Genomic DNA, 15,607 nt, shown 5'->3' with positions numbered 1-15,607 from the left:
GTTCGTTCACGGCTTGTCAGCCGCGTCAGGTGTTCTCGCCCCGCGGTGACCGGGGGCGGGGTTCACCTGGCCGGATCAGCAGAAGACCCAGCTGGCGTCCGAGCAGTGCTGGCTCTTGCCGCTGCCGAGCACCGTCTCCTCGGCGGAGTCGGTGGGCAGTTCCATCTCCTGAAGGTCGAGCAGGGACATGCGGTGTCCTTTCGTCGATGTGGTCGATGTGGCCGGTGGCCGGTGTGGCCGGTGGCCGGTGGCCGGTGTGGCCGGTGTGCTGATGGGTCCGCTGAGCCGGTCCGGATCAGCAGAAGACCCAGCTGGCGTCCGAGCAGTGCTGGCTCTGGCCGCTGCCGAGCACCGTCTCCTCGGCGGAGTCGGTGGACAGCTCCATCTCCTGAAGGTCGAGCAGGGACATGGTGATTCACCTCCTTCGGGCGCGGATGCGCGTGCCCGCGGTGCGGGCGCCCTCCGTGGTCGGCGGGCAGGTCGTGGGCCGGGGTCAGCGGCCGGGGGCGGGGCGTGCGGTCACAGGAACGGCAGGCGGGCCGGCCCCGTGTGCAGGGCGGAGCCGAGGGCCAGCAGGACGCCGGCGGAACCGGTCGCGAGATCCATCGACAGCCTCAGCAACTGCTCGCCCGGGAAGGCGAGATGCCCCTGGTACTCCATCGCGTGCCAGGACAGCGCGTCGATCTGCGCGGCGACGAGCGGGTCGTCGGACGTCGGGCGCACCGGTGACACGGCGGTGAGGTGGGCCAGGATGCCCGCCCGGCCGTTGAACAGTCCGGACTGGACGTAGAACTGGGAGCTGGACGAGACCAGCAGGCCCGAGGCCGCCGTGCGGAAGCGTTCGTCGTCGCGGTGGGCGCGGTAGAGGTCCAGGACCACGGCCACCCCGGCGCCGCCTTCGGCGAGGTACGGCAGGGAGCGCCAGCCCTCGTTGACGTGCAGGGCCCCGTCGTCCCGCAGGACGCAGCGGCGGAGGTCCTGGCGGAGTGCCGTCGCCGCGAGGTCCAGGAACGTGTCGTCGCCGGTGGCCTCGTAGCAGCGCAGGAACAGCAGCGCCGGGCCCGACGAGCCGTGCATGAGCCCGGCCTTCGGGTGGGGGCCGCCGCTCAGCTCCGGCACGTCGGTCTCGGTGCCCAGCCGCTCCGCGACCGTCCGGGCGACGTCGAGCGCCGAGTCGCACAGGGCGTCGTCGCCCGTCCTCCCGGCGAAGTGGAGCAGGTTGAGGCCGACCCCGGCCAGCCCGCCGTGCAGGTCAGTGCCGAGGCGCTGCCACCGCTCGCCCATGCAGCGGTCGAGGACCCGCCGGGCCTCCTCGCGGTACCCCAGGTGCTCCAGTACGTACGCCACCCCGTGGAGCCCGTCGTAGAAGCCGATCCGGGCCCGCTGCTCCCGGCGCAGCGCGCGTTCCAGCAGCCACCGCTCGTGCTCGGGCCGCCGGCCCGCTCCGGTGACGTCCAGGGCGTACAGGACGCCCGCCGCACCGTGGGCGATGTTGAGCGCTCCGGTGCTGAACTGCTCGATGTCGCCGGGAAAGAGCCGGTCGTCGCGGTGCGGCGTGGCACTGGCCCGAATCCCGTCGGCCAGCGAGTCGCGCACGCGGGGCCATGCCGCCCGGTCGGACCGGGGGCGGGGCGGCCGGCCGTCCCGCCCCCGGGGCTCACCGGCGGCGGTGTGCGGTCCCGCGCCGTCGCGGCCGGCCGGGGCCACGTCCGAGGCGGAGTCCCCGCCGAGGACGGCGCGGACCGCCGAGTCCAGGAACGCGCGCGGCACGGGGAACCGCGCGGCGATCTCGTCGGCCAGTTCCACCGCCTTGCGCAGGTCCAGTCGCAGCAGCGCCGTCAGCGGCAGGAAGACCGCCAGCTTGACGCAGCCCAGCGCGTAGTCGTCCGCGGCGAAGCCGGTGCGGTCCCGGGGCGCGGCGTAGGCGGGGTGCCCCAGCATGCGCACCCCGTCCGTCCCGGCCGGCGCCGCGACCTCGAAGTCGATCAGGCCGATCCGGCCGTCGTCGCCCACCATGACGTTGTAGGGGTGCAGGTCGCCGAAGACGATCCCGCGCTCGTGCAACGAGCCCACCGCGCGCTCCACCGCGTCGCAGACGCCGAGGGCCCACCGCGTGTACGCGGCGATCTCGTCCGGGTCGGCCCGCGGGCCGGTTTCCGGGTACTTCTGGCCGAAGTACTTGCTCAGCGGCTTGCCGTCGATGAGTTCCTGGGCGAGGAAGTGGTGGTCGCCGACGGTGAAGTAGTCGACCACCGAGGGGACGCAGTCCAGTCCGGCGAGCCGGTCGAGGATGTCCCGCTCCCACTGGAGCCGGCTGACCGCGTCCCGTCCGTCGGCCGTCAGCCCCGCGTGCGGGCGGGCCTCCTTGAGGATCACCTCCCGGCCGGTGCGGGTGTCCTCGGCGACGTAGACCCCGCCCCCGTTGGAGAAGTGCACCGGGCGGCGCACGACGTAGGGGAGATCGGTCAGGGAGTGGGCGCGCCGGGCCTCGGCGTGCGGCTCGAGGAACGGCGGCAGTGTCACCCAGTCGGGGACGTGGAAGCCGGGTCTGCGCCGGTCGGGCACGAGGGTGCCGTCGGGCCGCTCGACGGCCGGTTCCAGCACGCCCTTCTCCGAGACGACGTGGCGTTCGACGAAACCGCCGTAGCGCACGTACAACGGTCCCCGGTTCCAGCGCAGATCGCTGAGAATGTAGGCGCCGGGCTCTCCCCCGACGGCCGCGTCGACGCCTTCGAGGACCTCGCGCAGTTCCGCCTCGTCCGCCGGATATACGGTGACGAATTTTCCACTGGCGCCCCGCGGCGCGTATTTCATGTTCCGCAGCTGCAGGAGGTGCCGGCCGCGCAGGAACTTGAACGGTATTCCCCGGGGGACGCAGAAATCCCAGACGGCGTCAAGTATCTTCTCGGCGTTGTCCTGACACCCGGAGGCGTGGATCTTCCAGCCCTGCGCCGGCCGGCGCGTGTCCTCGGGGGAGCAGACCAGCCAGTCGTCCTGGCGCGTCTTCTTCCAGCCCGCGGGGAGGTCCCGGTGCACCGCGGCGAAGGCGTACTCCGCTTCGCCCGCCTCCCACGGCGAGTCGAAGAACGTGTGATCGGCCACACAATACGCGTCGTACCGCATCCCTGTGTCCCCCCGAATACCCGTACTCCGCACTCTGCTTTCCCCGAACGTGAGGAAACCTTTCACACCCCGAACAGGTGCACCAGTACACAACGCCCAAGTTGAACCGTGAAAAACACATGGTTCAGGGTCGGCGAATCGGCCAAAGTGCGTCCCACGCTGGAGATTCGACTTTCTCCGGCCGGTCCTTCGATACGCTTTCGACGCCCGTTCCAGGGGATCCGGTCCGTTCGAGAGGCACCCGTGATACGACTCGCATGGCGGTCCCTCGCGGGCCGCAGGGCCGGCTGGGCGGCGAGCCTGGTCGCGCTCGTCCTGGCACTGGTCATGACGACGGCGTGCGCCGTGCTGCTGGAGTCCGGCACCCGGGCCGCGTCCCCCGTCGAGCGGTACGCGGGGACGGACGTGGTCGTCGGCGGGCAGCCCTTCGTGCCCCGGGCCCGGGAACTGCGCGCGGCGCTGGAGGATCTGCCGTCCGTGGACCGGGTGGTTGTCGAGCTGTCCTTCCCGACGACGGCGGTGGACGCCTCCGGGGAACCGGTCGAGGCGCCGTGGGACGGGCCGTCCCTCGGGCACTCCTGGGAGAGCGCCGTCCTCGCCCCCTTCACGCTCCGGCGGGGCCGCGCGCCCGGCGGTGACGCGGAGGTGGTGCTGGACGGCGCCCTCGCCGCACGCCTGGGCAAGGGCACGGGCGACACCGTGCGGCTGGCCGGCCCGGACGGGACCCGCGCCTACCGCGTCTCCGGTGTCGCCGACCCGCCCCGGCGGCTGACCCGTCAGTACGCGGTGTTCCACACCCCGCGGGAGGCGGAGCGCCTGGCGGCCTCCGCCCAGCCGGTGCGGGCCGTCGGGGTCCTCGCCGCGGCGGCCGCCGATCCGGCCGCGCTGCGCCGGGAGGTGGAACGGCGGGTCTCGGACGTGTACGGCGACGGCGGTGCGCCGGTCGTGGTCGCCTCCGGCGGCGAGCGGGCCGACGCGGAGTTCTGGAACGTGCCGTCCCCGGCGTCGGTCCTCTCCTCGCTGGTCGGCACCTTCGGGGTGCTCTCGCTGTTCGTGGCGGGCTTCGTCGTCTCGGGCACACTGTCGCTCGCGGTCGCCGGGCGGCTGACCGAGATCGGCCTGCTGCGGGCCGTCGCGGCCACCCGGGGCCAGGTCCGCCGGATGATCGCCGTGGAGGCCCTGCTGGTGACCGCGGTGGCGGCGCTGGTGGGTGTGCCGGGCGGCATCGGGGTGGCGCTGGCGCTGCACGGGGTGCTGGTGGACGGGGAGGTCCTGCCGCCGTCGTTCACCCTGTCGGTGGGGCCGGTCGCCCCCTGGCTGACCGTCGTGCTGGCCGCGGCCGTCGCCCAGGTGGCATCGTTCGCGGCGGCCCGGCGCGCCTCCCGGGTACGGCCGGTGGAGGTGCTGCGCGAGGCGGCGGCACCCGCGCCGAGGGTTGGATGGGGGCGGGTCCTGCTCGGGGTGTGCGTGCTCGCGGGGGCCGGCGTCTGCCTGGGCGCGGTGGCCTCGGGCCGCCTGGACGGGGGCGGGGGGACGGCCGAGAGCATGGTGCTGGTGCTGATCGCCGGGGTGGCGCTGCTGGCCCCGCCGGTCTGCCGCGCCGCCGTCCTCCTGCTGGCCCCCCTGCGCGGGCTGCTGCCGAGGGAGGGCGCCCTGGCCGTCCGCAACCTCCGGGGGCAGAACGCGCGGCTGGCCTCCACCGTGACCCCGCTCGTGCTCGCCGTCTCCCTCACCGGCACGTTGCTGTCCGTGCCGCTGATCACGGCGGAGGGCGCGCGGCAGTCGGAACGGCAGCGGCTGCTCGCCGACCACGTGGTGACCTCGGCCGGCCCCGGCGTCGCGCCGCGTTACGCGGAGAGGGCCGCCCGGCTGCCCGGGGTGGCGGCGGCCTCCGGACAGCTCGGTGTGGACGGCGAGTTGCGGCGGGCGGACGCCGCGGAAGGCGACGCGGCGGCGGTCGTCGGCGCCGGCCTGGTCGCCCTGCGCGCCGACGCCGTACCGCACCTGCTCGACCTCGGTGTCCGCGCGGGGTCGCTCGACCGGCTCGGCGCGGCCTCCCTCGCCCTGGGCGCCGACGCGGCCCGGGAGCTGGGAGCGGCGGTGGGCGACCGGGTGCGGGTCGACTGGGACGACGGGGGCCGGGACACGTTCCGCGTCGCCGCCGTCTACTCCCGCGACGAGGGGTTCGCCGACGCGGTGCTGCCGAGTGCCACGGCGGCCCGGCACGCGGCGGATCCCTTCCAGGACTCCGTGCTCGTACGGGCCGCGCCCGGGGCCGACCCGGCCGCCGTGGGGCGTGAACTGACCGCCCTGGCGGCGGAGTTCCCCGGTACGCGGGTGGCGGGCGCGGACGAGGGTGCCCGGGGCGCCTCCGGGGGCGGGGACGCGGCCGGCCTGTTCGTCCTGCTGCTCCTGCTCATGATCAACGCGTTCACGGCCATCGCCGTCGTCAACACCCTGGGGACGGCCACGGCCGGCCGCCGGCGCGAGTTCGCGCTGCTGCGGCTGGCGGGTGCGCAGTCGTCGCAGGTGCTGCGGATGCTGGTGTGGGAGGCCGTGCTCACCTGCGTGATCGCCCTGTCGCTGGCCGCCGCGGTCTGCGCGGCGGTACTGACGACGCTCAGTACGGCGCTCACCGGCTCGGCCGTTCCCGCCCTGGCGGCGGGGTCGTTGACCGTGCTGGTCGTCGCGGCCTTCCTGGTGACCGTCACGACGGTCACCCTGGTCGGCCGGACGGTCATGCGCCGGACCGCGGCGGCGCCGGGGGGCTGGGCGGAGGCCGTCTCCTGAACCGTCGGCCCGGGGCCCCGGCAGCGGCGGTGACGGGAGGAGGGACCGGTGTGCGGGGCGCGTGGCACGCGGGGACCGGAGGGCGGGACATGGGGCGCGCGGGGCCCGGAGGGCGGGACGCGGGGCCCGGTCACCGCCGGCCGGACCCCTGCCGCAGGACCGTGCCGGACGAGGCCGGCACCGGGGTCGCCGCACCCGGCGGGTCCTGTCCCGCGCAGGGCAGCGTCACGGCGATGCGGAAGCCGCCCTCGCCGTCCGGGCCGGTGCTGATGCGGCCGCCGCGTTCCGCGACCCGCTCGCGGAGATTGCGCAGGCCGCTGCCGCCCAGGCCGCCCGGACCGGTGCCGTCCTCCCGGTCCATCGCCACGTCGCCCGGGCCGACCCCGTCGTTGGTCACCTCCAGGTGTGCCCGGCCGCCGCCGGGGTGGGCCTCGTCCACGGTGAGCCGGATCGCGCAGTGCCGGGCCTTGCTGTGCCGCAGGGCGTTGGTGACCCCCTCCCTGACCACGATGGCCAGGGTCTCGTCGACGGGTCCCGGCAGCGGTGCCCCGGAGAGCCGGACGTCGACGGTGACCCCGAGGGACTTCAGCAGCGCGGCGGTGGACCGTGCCTCCCGCTCCAGGGACAGCACCCGGTACCCGGCGGACACGGCCCGCACCTCCGACAGCGCGTGCCGGGCCAGGTCCTGTGTCCGGCCCAGCTCCTCCTCGACGCGCTGCGGATCACTGCGTACGAGGCGCTGGATCCCCTCGCAGTGCAGGGCCACCGCGGTCAGCGAGTAGCCGCACAGATCGTGCAGGTCGCGGGCGAAGCGCAGCCGTTCGCGGTCGACCGCGCGCTGGGCCAGTTCGGCGCGGGCCGCCTGGAGTTCCTCGGCGAGGTCCGCGAGGCGCACGACGCCGAAGAGGGCCAGCCCGCCCACGGCGTGGGACACCGCGGAGTTGAGCCCCTGCCCCGTCGTCTCGCCGATGGCCACGGCCAGGGGCACCTGGAGGCCGGCCAGCGCGGCGAAGGCGACCCACGCCTGCGGCGCGGGCGTGGTCAGCAGCACCGCGGCGGCGAGCGAACCCGGGATGCCGACCCAGGTGTCCTGGAAGAAGCAGTACGGCAGGTAGGTCACGGCCGCGTGCGCGACGAGCGACCACGGCCACCACGGCCGGCGTCGGCGCACCGCCGCCCGGGCGGAGTGGCGCAGATGCAGGCCCAGGGTCGCCGTCAGGATGACCGACGCCACCACGAGGTCCCGGACCCCGTCGCGGTTGGCGGCCGTCGCCGCCACCGAGGCGACGAAGAAACCGACGGAGACCAGACAGACGATGACCCGCGCGACCCGCGGGCTGTTCCCTTCCTCCCCCATGTCCCCCCTCATGAGGTGTCCCCCTGCCACCCCACAGGCGAGGATACGCAACGGGGCGCGACGCGCCGAGTGCGAGGACGCGCCCATGTTCGGTGGAGGGGGCCGGCGTTCAGCCCGTCCGGGCGTCGTCCTCGGGCACGCCGTGCTCGCCCAGCCAGCGGGCCAGTCTGCCGCGCCGGCCGAGGGCGCGCAGCCGGCGTTCCGCGGCCTCGCGGACGGGCGGTGTGGTGATGAGGAGCAGTTCGTCGCCGGCGCGCAGGACCGTGTCGCGGTCGGGGACGAGGGTGACGCCGGCGCGGACGATCAGGGTGAGGACGGTCGGGCGCGGCAGGCGCAGTTCGGCGACGGTGACGCCGTGCAGACGGGAGCCCGGGGGGACCGAGACGGTGAGCAGGTCGGCGTCCAGGACGTCGAGCGGCGCCGTCTCGACCTGGATCTCGCGGAGGGTGTCCGGGCGGGTCAGGCCGAGGCGGCGGGCGACGGCGGGCAGGGCCGGGCCCTGGATGAGGGTGAAGAGGACGACGAGGACGAAGACGATGTTCAGTACGTCGTCGGCGCCGGTGACCCCTTCGACGATCGGGAAGGTCGCCAGGACGATGGGGACCGCGCCGCGCAGGCCCGCCCAGGAGATGAACGCCTGCTCGCGCCACGGGACGCGGAAGGGGAGGAGGCACAGGGCGACGGAGACCGGGCGGGCGGCCAGCAGGAGGACCAGGCCGACGAGGAGGGCGGGGAGGATCGCGGCGGGCAGTTCGCTGGGGTCGACGAGCAGGCCCAGCATCACGAACAGCCCGATCTGGGCCAGCCAGCCGGCGCCCTCGGCGAAGGAGCGGGTGGCGGCGCGGTGGGGCAGTTCGGCGTTGCCGAGGACCAGGCCGGACAGGTAGGCGGCGATGATGCCGCTGGCGCCCGCGGCGCCGGCCGCGGCGAAGGCGACGATGCCGAAGCCGACCGTGGCGAGCGGGTAGAGACCGGTGGCCGGGAGGGCGATGTGGCGCAGGGCGGCGGCGCCCAGGCGGCCGATCAGCACGCCGAGGGTGCCGCCGACCAGGAGCTGGTAGAGGAGGTTGCCCAGGACGGGGGCGGGGCCGGGGAGGTCGCCGGCGGAGGTCGTGGCGAAGATCAGGACCAGGATGATGGTGGGGGCGTCGTTGAAGCCGGATTCGGCCTCCACCAGGCCGGTCACCTTCTGCGGCAGCGGCAGTGAGCGCAGTACGGCGAAGACGGCGGCGGCGTCGGTCGAGGAGACGATGGCGCCGAGCAGCAGGGCCAGGTGCCAGTCCATGCCGAGGAGCCAGTGCGCGCCCGCCGCGGTCACCGCGACGGAGAAGGCCACCCCGGCGGTGGCCAGCACCCCGGCCGGGGCGAGCAGGCGCCGGACGTCGCCCCACCGGGTGGTCAGACCGCCCTCGACGAGGATGACGGCCAGCGCGGCGGTGCCCAGCGCCTGGGCCAGTTGGGCGTCGTCGAAGTCCAGGCCCAGTCCGTCCTCGCCCGCGATCACCCCGACCGCGAGGAAGAGGAGCAGGCTGGGCAGGCCCAGGCGGTGCGCGGCACGGGCCGCGGCGATGCTGGCCAGCAGCACGGTGCCGCCGACGAGAAGCGCCAGGTAGAGATCGGGCAGTGTCATCGTCCGGGCCCCGGGGAGGGCGAGGGGCGCGGCGAGAGCCAGGGTCCCGGCGAGAGCCAGGAGCCCGGGACGCGGCGGGCGGCGCGGCGGTCAGCGGGGCCAGGAGCGGGGCGGCGGGTGGCGGGGCGGGCGGCTGCGGCGGTGGGGGTCGAGGAGTTCCGCGGCGATGCCGGCCAGGACCAGGCCGGTGGCGATGAGCAGGCCGTGGGCGAGGAACAGGCCCGTGCCCAGCACCGCCAGTGCGACGGCGAGCAGCAGCCAGACACGCGGGGGGTGGTACTCGCGCGGCCGGCGGGGAAGTCCCGCGTCCAGGGCCTCGGCGAAACGGGGGTCGTCGCGGTGCAGGTGGTGCTCGATCTCGGTGAGTCGGTGGTCGTCGGATCCGGGCACGGTGTCCTCCTCCCGGCGCGGGGCCCGGTACGGGCGACGCGGTCGGTCGGGCGGGCCATCTGCTCTCCTCGCGGGGTGGGAACGCCACGGTCGCACCAGGGCGAAGGGGCGCCGCCGCGTATGCGTGGCCGGTTCTCCCCGGACCGGTCCGGGGAAGCGGCTCCGTTCCAGGGTCGCCGGGTCACGGCGGCGCGCACCATCCGGTACGGCACCCAGATGCGGGCGTACGGGACCTGTAGCCCGTGGCCGCGGGAAGGCTCCCGGAGGGGAGGTCAGTCGCAGTACGACTGCAGCGTGCCGCGGCGCCGGACGTCGAGGGTCGCGCAGTGGAACGAGCCGCCGAACGGCGCGTAGTGGAGGAGGTCGCAGGGGACCGGCTCGAAGCCCCAGCGTTCCAGGGCGCGCAGCATGCCGGTGTGGTGCCGGTCGGCGATCACCCGCTCGCCGTCGATCACGAGGACGTTCATGCTGAGCCACTTCCCGCACATCGAGGTGACCCTGAGCATGCGGTCGGGGATCGGGTCGGGCTCCGGGGCGGTCAGGACGTCCCAGGAGGCGAGGGCGTCGGGCAGCCGGTCGGGGTCGACGTACTCCGGGTTGATCAGCACCTTGCCGGGCGCCAGCGGCATGAACGTCGTGTCGATGTGCATGGGCGTGCGGCAGCGGCTCTCGATCTCGTGGACGCGGTAGCCGGGGCCGAGGTGGCGGCGCAGCCACTCGACGCCCGTGCGGTTGGTGACGTTGCTGCGGGTGACGAAGAGATCGCGTCCGGCGCGGACGAAGTCCGCGGCGTCGAAGACCGGCTCGAACTCGGTGAGGATGTGGCGGATCGGCTCGCCCGGCTTCGGGATGCGGAAGTCCGGGTCGAACAGCTCGTCGGTGAGCTGGGGCTTGGGGGCGGCGGTCCAGCGTCCGCCGCGGCGGAACCAGTCCTTGAGGAGCGGACGGTAGGAGTGGGTCTCGAAGTAGCGGCACGGCCAGGCCATCGGGGTCTCGATGATCTCGTCGCCGATCACCAGGAGGCAGTCGCGCGGGCAGGTGTTGCAGAAGCCCCGGGACGACCAGTCCGGGGTGCCGAAGCGCCGCCGGTGGTCGACCGCCTCGGGGCGGGTGACCGTGACGCCGAGGGACTCCAGCAGGGCGATGAACCCGTCCAGCTCCTCCTGGGCCCGCTCGATCAGGAAGCGCGGGTAGCGGAACCCGGCGGCCAGCCCCTGCAGGCGGGCCGCCCACGGGGGGACGTTGCAGGACACGACCGGATGGTCGGAGGGGATCGTCGCGCCCTCCAGCCGTCCGACGACGACCTCCTCCAGCGGGTCCCACTCGTTGTGGGAACCGACCGGCGGCACGACGGGTTCCGCCGCCTTCGTGACACCGACACCGGGTTCCTGCGCCACCGCCATGACTGACCGCTCCCGCTCGACACGGCTCCGTGACGTACTCGGTGCCCCGAACCGGGCCGACGACACCGCGGACCCCGCACGGCTTGCCTGAGCTATCGTTTCTCGATAGATTTCCATCGTGGTTCGATTGCAGGAGGGGTGATGGGGCAACTGATGACGCTCGCGCTGCGCGGTGTGCTGGTGGTGTTGCTCGCCGGGGCGGCGTGCCTCCAGGGGGTGCTGATCTGGCTGCTGGTGGCCGGGACCCCCGACCCCGACGCCGCGCTGGCGTCGGTGCGGACGCCGGTGTTCCTGATCGTCGTGGCCGGGGCCGCGGCGGCCGAGGTGGTGCTGGTCTGCGTGTGGCGGCTGGTGACCATGGTGCGGCGGGGCACCGTCTTCTCGCTCGGGGCCTTCCGCTACGTGCACATCGTGATCGGCGCCTTCGTCGCGGCCGCGCTCCTGGTGTGCGCCCTCGGGGTCGTCCTCGCGCCGGGCGAGGCCGTCGCCCCGGGCATCGTGCTCATGCTGGGCGGGGTCGTCGTGGCCGTCCTGGGCGTCGCGCTGGTCGTGCTCGTCCTGCGGATGCTGCTCGCCCAGGCCGTCGCGCGCGACATCGAGGCGGCGCGGATGCGGGCCGAGCTGGCCGAGGTGATCTGATGCCGATCGTCGTGGACATCGACGTGATGCTGGCCAAGCGCAAGATGTCCGTGGGCGAGCTGGCCGAGCGCGTCGGCATCACCCCCGCCAACCTGGCGGTGCTCAAGAACGGCCGCGCGAAGGCGGTCCGCTTCACCACGCTCGCCGCGCTCTGCGTCGTCCTCGAGTGCCAGCCCGGTGACCTGCTGCGCCACGAGGCCGGGGACGCGGACGACGAGGAGTGACGCCGGGCCGGTGCCGGGCGCGAGTGGCTCCGAGCCCCCTTCCGGGCGCAGTCTGGGAGAAGATCTGCGTGCCACGCGCGCCCTCGGGCGCCGACCCGGAAGGACCCGCTCGTGATCATCTTCGGCACCAAGGGATACCTCTACCAGCTCGCGATACTGACGCTGGTGTGCGGCCGGTGCGGCAATCCCTCCGCGCACACGCTCAGGAAGCGGGTCAACAAGTTCACGCTGTTCTTCGTGCCGCTGTTCCCCTTCTCGACGAAGTACCTGACCCAGTGCACCTTCTGCGGCGCGGAGCAGCAGGTGAGCAAGGAACAGGCGGACCAGATGCAGAGGCAGGCCGTGAGCGGTGGCCCGGGCAGTTCCGGCGCACAGCCGTACGGGCAGTCGCCGCAGCACCCCTACCAGCGGCCCTGAGACCCGACCGCGCCCCCGAACCGCGGTACCGCTCGGCCGCGTTGCCGGGTCCCGGCAGCCCTGACTACCCTCACGTTGCCGAGACCGCGCACCGGGCGTGACCGGCGGGGGGAGGCACGGGGTGACGGACCAGCAGACCGAGCAGCAGGCGGAGCCGCAGGAGACCTACCTGGACGGGTACGCCGCGATACTCGCCCAGGTCGCCGGCACCGGACGCCGGCTGACCCGCGACGAGTTGGAGGAACGGCGGCTCCTCGGGGAACGGGCCGCGGAGGCGGGGCACAGCCTGCGCGCTCTGGTGCGGCTGCACCTGGACGCCACCCGCGCCTCCTGGCCCGGCGGCACGTCCGGCGCCGGCGTCGCCGACAGCGTGCTGGCCGCCGTCGCCCAGGCCGTCGACGCCTTCGCCGAGGGGTACGAGCGCGCGCAGCGACTCGCGGTACGGCAGGAGGAGGCCGCGCGGCGCGAGTTCATCGACGACCTGCTCTACGGCCGCAGCGACCTGGGCCGCCTCGCGGAACGCGCCGAACGCTTCGGGCTGGTCCTCTCCCGCGCCCACGCCGTCGCGGTGGCCGAGGGGCCCGAGGCGTACGACGACACCGCCCCGGTCACCCGGCTCGTGGAGAGCGCGCTCATCTCCCGCTTCGGCGACCGCCGCATCCTGATCACCACCAAGAACGGGCAGCTCATCTGCATCGCGCCCGGCGACCAGGACGAGATCCTCGCCTTCTTCGCCAAGCAGGCGTACGCCGCCACGGACGGCAGCCGGGTGGCCATCGGGCGCCCCCAGAGCGGCGCGGGCGGCGTGGTGCACAGCTACGAGGAGGCACTGAGCACCCTGGAACTCGCCGAGCGGCTGGAGCTGGACGAGCCGGTGCTGCGCGCCGCCGACCTGCTCGTCTACCCGGTGCTCACCCGCGACCGGCAGGCCATGGCCGACCTGGTGCTGAGCGTGCTGGGGCCGCTGCGCGGGGCCCGCGGCGGGGCCGAACCGCTGCTGCGGACCCTGGAGGCGTACTTCGACGCCGGCTGCACCGCCGCCGAGGCCGCCCGGCGCCTGACGCTCAGCGTCCGGGCGCTCACCTACCGGCTGGACCGCATCCACCAGCTGACCGGGGCCAATCCGGCCGACCCCGTGCACCGCTACACCCTGCAGACCGCGGTCATCGGTGCCCGGCTGCTGGGCTGGCCCGCCCAGGAGATCTGAGCGGGCCCGCCGTATCGTCCCGGCCTCGGGTCAGCCGGTGATCTCGACCTTGCCGTTGCGCTGGTCGGGAGCGGGACGCGGCTCCTCGGCGCCCTTCGCCGTGAGGTTCTTCAGCAGGGCCGCCAGGTCGACGCCCGTGGTCGAGCCGAGCAGTTCCATGCCCTGCGCCACGTTGTCGGCGACCGTGCGGGACAGGCGGCTCGCGCCGTCCGTGGAGATGACGGTCATCTTGTCCACGGCCGACAGCGGCTCGGACGCCTTGGCGACCACCTGCGGCAGCGCCTCGACCAGCATCTGGATCACGGCGGCGTCGCCGTACCGCTCGAAGGCGTCGGCCTTCTTCTCCATCGCCTCGGCCTCGGCCGCGCCCTTGGCAGCGATCGCGGCGGCCTCCGCCTCGCCCTCCAGCCGTACCGCCTCGGCGATCGCCGCACGCCGGGACCGCTCGGCCTCACCCTGCTTGAGGCCCTCGATGGCCCCCGCCTCGGCCAGCGCGCCGCGCCGCTGCTTCTCGCCCTCACCGGTGAGCCGCGCCCGCTCGGCCTCGGCCTGGGCGCCCGCGATCTCGGCCGCCCGGTCGGCCTCCGCCTGCTTGACCCGCGCCACCCGGCGGGCCTCCGCCTCCTGCTCGGCCTCGTACCGCTTGGCGTCGGCCGGCTTGCGGACCTCGGTGTCGAGCTGGCGGTCCTTCAGCGCGGCCTGCCGCTCGGCGACCTTCTCCTGCTCGGCGAGGATGTCCTGCTGGCGGGCGGCCTCGGCGAGCGGTCCGGCCGCGTTGGCGCGCGCCGCGGCCTGGTCGGTCTCGGCCTTGATCTCGGCCTGCTTCAGGTAGAGGGTCCGCTGCGCGACCGCGATCTCCTCCTCGGCCTTCAGCCGCGCCTGCTCGGCCGCCCGCCGGGCCACCGCCTCGGCGATGTCGGCCTCCTGCTTGGCCCGCGCCGCCTCGGGACGTCCCAGGTCCTCCAGGTAGGAGCCCTCGGTGGTGATGTCCTGGATCTGGAAGGCGTCGAGGACCAGGCCCTGCCCGGACAGGCTCGCCTCCGCCTCCTCGGCGACCTGGCCGGCGAAGGCGGCCCGGTCCCGGATCACGTCCTCCACGGACATCCGGCCGACGATCGCGCGCAGCGCGCCGGACAGCACCTCCTGGGTGAAGCCGACGATGCCGTCCTGCTGCATCAGGAACCGCTGCGCCGCCGCGCGGATCGCGTCCTCCGTGCCGCCGACCTTGACGATGGCGACGCCTTCGAGGTTGGCCTTCACCCCGCGCAGCGTCACCGCGCCGCGCACGGCGACCGGGATGTGGCGGGAGGAAAGGTCGAGCGTGAACCGCTGCTGCACGAACGGCACGACGAACACGCCGCCGCCGACCACGACCTTCTGGCCGCTGTTGTCGGTGAAGACGCGGCCCGTCTCCGGATCGGTGGACTTCTTGCCGCGCCGCCCCGTGACGATGAACGCCTCGCTCGGGCCGGCCACCTTGTACCGGCTGACCACCACCAGCGCGAGCAGCACCAGGAGTACGACGACTCCCAGCACCGCGATGACGACAGGACTCATGGCAACGCCCCCGAATCACAGAGAGGAACAGAGAGGAACGGACGAACAGGAACAGGTGCAACGGCAAGAGCAAGTGCAGGGACAGGTACAGGGACGGGGAGGAGGGTGTGCGGGACCGTTCAGCGGTCCACGGGGCGGACCACGACCGACGTACCGGTCGGCACCGCCTCGACCCACACCTCGGTGCCCCGCGCCACCGGCTCCGCGCTGCGCGCCGCGCACTTCAGCGGCTGGCCCGCCAGCCGGAGCAGCACCTCGCCGAAGCCGTCGGCGGGAATGGCGGTCACGACCTTGCCGGACGTGCCGAGCAGATCGTCCGTACGGGGTGTGACGGCGGTCCGGTCGCGCATCAGCGCACGGCTGAAGCGGTACGTGAGCCAGCCGGCCCCCACGCCGGCGACGGCACCGACCCCGGCGGCGCCCGCGGGGCCGGTCCAGCCGGTGCCGAGGGCGATGGTGCCGGCGAAGCCGGTCATCGCCGTGAACCCGGCGATGACCGGCAGCGACAGCCACCCCTCCAGGAGACCGTCCAGCGCTCCCCCGAACGCGCCTTCCAGCACTCCGTCGAAGACCAGCGACAGGGCGAGCAGCACGACCCCCGTGATACCCAGCCCGAGAAACCAGGCCATCGCGCTTCCCCCTCTCGCCCGTCGCTGAGCTTCGGTGAGACAGATGTTCACATTCGGCGGACGCCGCTGTCATTGCCGTGTTCCGGCAGTCTTAACGCGTCTTTTATGCCGCCCTCCGGCCCACCGCGATCTCCTCGGCCGCTCCCGGAACCGGGGGTCGTGTCGGTATTGTCCTTCTTCAAATGGGGACTTCAACGGGGGCGTCGAGCGGGACCTCGACCGGGGCTTCGACCCGTACATC

At 74.1% G+C, this 15,607-nt stretch carries 14 protein-coding genes; 5 read left to right on the top strand and 9 right to left on the bottom strand.

Features of this window, described 5'->3' with window-relative positions; translation table 11 throughout:
• Positions 1 to 75 precede the first annotated feature (75 nt).
• The 3 genes from ACFZP7_RS18885 to lanKC all read right to left on the bottom strand — a co-directional run bounded on the left by ACFZP7_RS18885 (position 76) and on the right by lanKC (position 3,123).
• Entirely contained in the window at positions 76 to 189 is a 114-nt protein-coding gene (locus tag ACFZP7_RS18885) for a SapB/AmfS family lanthipeptide (protein WP_107053326.1), read from the bottom strand.
• Between the two features lie 106 nt (positions 190 to 295).
• Entirely contained in the window at positions 296 to 409 is a 114-nt protein-coding gene (locus ACFZP7_RS18880) for a SapB/AmfS family lanthipeptide (protein WP_220450921.1), read from the bottom strand.
• A gap of 110 nt (positions 410 to 519) precedes the next feature.
• The gene (gene lanKC, locus ACFZP7_RS18875; RefSeq protein WP_385634911.1) at positions 520 to 3,123 is read right to left on the bottom strand and encodes a class III lanthionine synthetase LanKC; all 2,604 of its coding nucleotides are present in this window, start codon (positions 3,121 to 3,123) and stop codon (positions 520 to 522) included.
• Positions 3,124 to 3,366: 243 nt separating this feature from the next.
• Here lanKC and ACFZP7_RS18870 point away from each other — a divergent pair, with 243 nt between their 5' ends.
• Positions 3,367 to 5,913 (top strand): ABC transporter permease, encoded by a 2,547-nt coding sequence (locus ACFZP7_RS18870; protein ID WP_385634909.1) that lies wholly within the window; start codon positions 3,367 to 3,369, stop codon positions 5,911 to 5,913.
• A 130-nt stretch (positions 5,914 to 6,043) separates the two neighbouring features.
• On the opposite strand, the gene ACFZP7_RS18865 is transcribed toward ACFZP7_RS18870, so the two are convergent.
• From ACFZP7_RS18865 to ACFZP7_RS18850, 4 genes are all read right to left on the bottom strand, one after another.
• Positions 6,044 to 7,270, bottom strand: a complete 1,227-nt coding sequence (locus tag ACFZP7_RS18865) for a sensor histidine kinase (RefSeq protein WP_385634907.1) — start codon at positions 7,268 to 7,270, stop codon at positions 6,044 to 6,046.
• Positions 7,271 to 7,379: 109 nt separating this feature from the next.
• A complete protein-coding gene (locus tag ACFZP7_RS18860) occupies positions 7,380 to 8,900 on the bottom strand; it encodes a potassium/proton antiporter (RefSeq protein WP_385634905.1) in 1,521 nt (506 codons plus the stop codon).
• Positions 8,901 to 8,990: 90 nt separating this feature from the next.
• Positions 8,991 to 9,290: a DUF3040 domain-containing protein gene (locus ACFZP7_RS18855; RefSeq protein ID WP_385634903.1), complete on the bottom strand. Its 300-nt coding sequence runs from the start codon at positions 9,288 to 9,290 to the stop codon at positions 8,991 to 8,993.
• 272 nt (positions 9,291 to 9,562) lie between these two features.
• The gene (locus tag ACFZP7_RS18850) at positions 9,563 to 10,693 is read right to left on the bottom strand and encodes an amidinotransferase (RefSeq protein ID WP_127442844.1); all 1,131 of its coding nucleotides are present in this window, start codon (positions 10,691 to 10,693) and stop codon (positions 9,563 to 9,565) included.
• Positions 10,694 to 10,834: 141 nt separating this feature from the next.
• Here ACFZP7_RS18850 and ACFZP7_RS18845 point away from each other — a divergent pair, with 141 nt between their 5' ends.
• The 4 genes from ACFZP7_RS18845 to ACFZP7_RS18830 all read left to right on the top strand — a co-directional run bounded on the left by ACFZP7_RS18845 (position 10,835) and on the right by ACFZP7_RS18830 (position 13,180).
• Positions 10,835 to 11,332 (top strand): DUF2975 domain-containing protein, encoded by a 498-nt coding sequence (locus ACFZP7_RS18845; RefSeq protein WP_062130713.1) that lies wholly within the window; start codon positions 10,835 to 10,837, stop codon positions 11,330 to 11,332.
• Positions 11,332 to 11,556 carry a helix-turn-helix transcriptional regulator gene (locus ACFZP7_RS18840; protein ID WP_019324965.1) on the top strand — a complete coding sequence of 75 codons (225 nt, stop codon included), beginning with the start codon at positions 11,332 to 11,334 and terminating at the stop codon, positions 11,554 to 11,556. The genes ACFZP7_RS18845 and ACFZP7_RS18840 overlap by 1 nt, the downstream gene beginning before the upstream one ends.
• Before the next feature lie 111 nt (positions 11,557 to 11,667).
• Positions 11,668 to 11,973, top strand: coding sequence for a zinc-ribbon domain-containing protein (locus ACFZP7_RS18835; protein ID WP_019324964.1), 306 nt, complete (start codon positions 11,668 to 11,670; stop codon positions 11,971 to 11,973).
• 121 nt (positions 11,974 to 12,094) lie between these two features.
• Positions 12,095 to 13,180, top strand: a complete 1,086-nt coding sequence (locus tag ACFZP7_RS18830) for a CdaR family transcriptional regulator (protein WP_030972902.1) — start codon at positions 12,095 to 12,097, stop codon at positions 13,178 to 13,180.
• A gap of 30 nt (positions 13,181 to 13,210) precedes the next feature.
• Here ACFZP7_RS18830 and ACFZP7_RS18825 read toward each other — a convergent pair whose 3' ends face one another.
• Both ACFZP7_RS18825 and ACFZP7_RS18820 read right to left on the bottom strand, forming a co-directional pair.
• Complete coding sequence (locus ACFZP7_RS18825) at positions 13,211 to 14,737, bottom strand: flotillin family protein (protein WP_199578793.1); 1,527 nt, start codon at positions 14,735 to 14,737, stop codon at positions 13,211 to 13,213.
• Between the two features lie 119 nt (positions 14,738 to 14,856).
• Positions 14,857 to 15,366 (bottom strand): NfeD family protein, encoded by a 510-nt coding sequence (locus ACFZP7_RS18820; RefSeq protein ID WP_127444008.1) that lies wholly within the window; start codon positions 15,364 to 15,366, stop codon positions 14,857 to 14,859.
• Positions 15,367 to 15,607: the final 241 nt, after the last annotated feature.

Origin of the sequence: Streptomyces sp. SudanB5_2050, from assembly GCF_964272335.1 — a bacterium.
In the GTDB taxonomy this organism is placed as follows: Bacteria; Actinomycetota; Actinomycetes; order Streptomycetales; family Streptomycetaceae; genus Streptomyces; species Streptomyces rochei.
The sequence above is the reverse complement of the archived record's forward strand: the minus strand, read 5'-3'. Positions and strand labels throughout refer to the sequence as shown.

Excerpts from the sequence above, each read along its gene's own strand:
- ACFZP7_RS18840 (WP_019324965.1), top strand. The coding sequence starts at position 11,332 with ATGCCGATCGTCGTGGACATCGACGTGATGCTGGCCAAGCGCAAGATG.
- lanKC (WP_385634911.1), bottom strand. The coding sequence starts at position 3,123 with ATGCGGTACGACGCGTATTGTGTGGCCGATCACACGTTCTTCGACTCG.
- ACFZP7_RS18880 (WP_220450921.1), bottom strand. The coding sequence starts at position 409 with ATGTCCCTGCTCGACCTTCAGGAGATGGAGCTGTCCACCGACTCCGCC.
- ACFZP7_RS18850 (WP_127442844.1), bottom strand. The coding sequence starts at position 10,693 with ATGGCGGTGGCGCAGGAACCCGGTGTCGGTGTCACGAAGGCGGCGGAA.
- ACFZP7_RS18825 (WP_199578793.1), bottom strand. The coding sequence starts at position 14,737 with ATGAGTCCTGTCGTCATCGCGGTGCTGGGAGTCGTCGTACTCCTGGTG.
- ACFZP7_RS18860 (WP_385634905.1), bottom strand. The coding sequence starts at position 8,900 with ATGACACTGCCCGATCTCTACCTGGCGCTTCTCGTCGGCGGCACCGTG.
- ACFZP7_RS18845 (WP_062130713.1), top strand. The coding sequence starts at position 10,835 with ATGGGGCAACTGATGACGCTCGCGCTGCGCGGTGTGCTGGTGGTGTTG.
- ACFZP7_RS18865 (WP_385634907.1), bottom strand. The coding sequence starts at position 7,270 with ATGGGGGAGGAAGGGAACAGCCCGCGGGTCGCGCGGGTCATCGTCTGT.
- ACFZP7_RS18885 (WP_107053326.1), bottom strand. The coding sequence starts at position 189 with ATGTCCCTGCTCGACCTTCAGGAGATGGAACTGCCCACCGACTCCGCC.
- ACFZP7_RS18820 (WP_127444008.1), bottom strand. The coding sequence starts at position 15,366 with ATGGCCTGGTTTCTCGGGCTGGGTATCACGGGGGTCGTGCTGCTCGCC.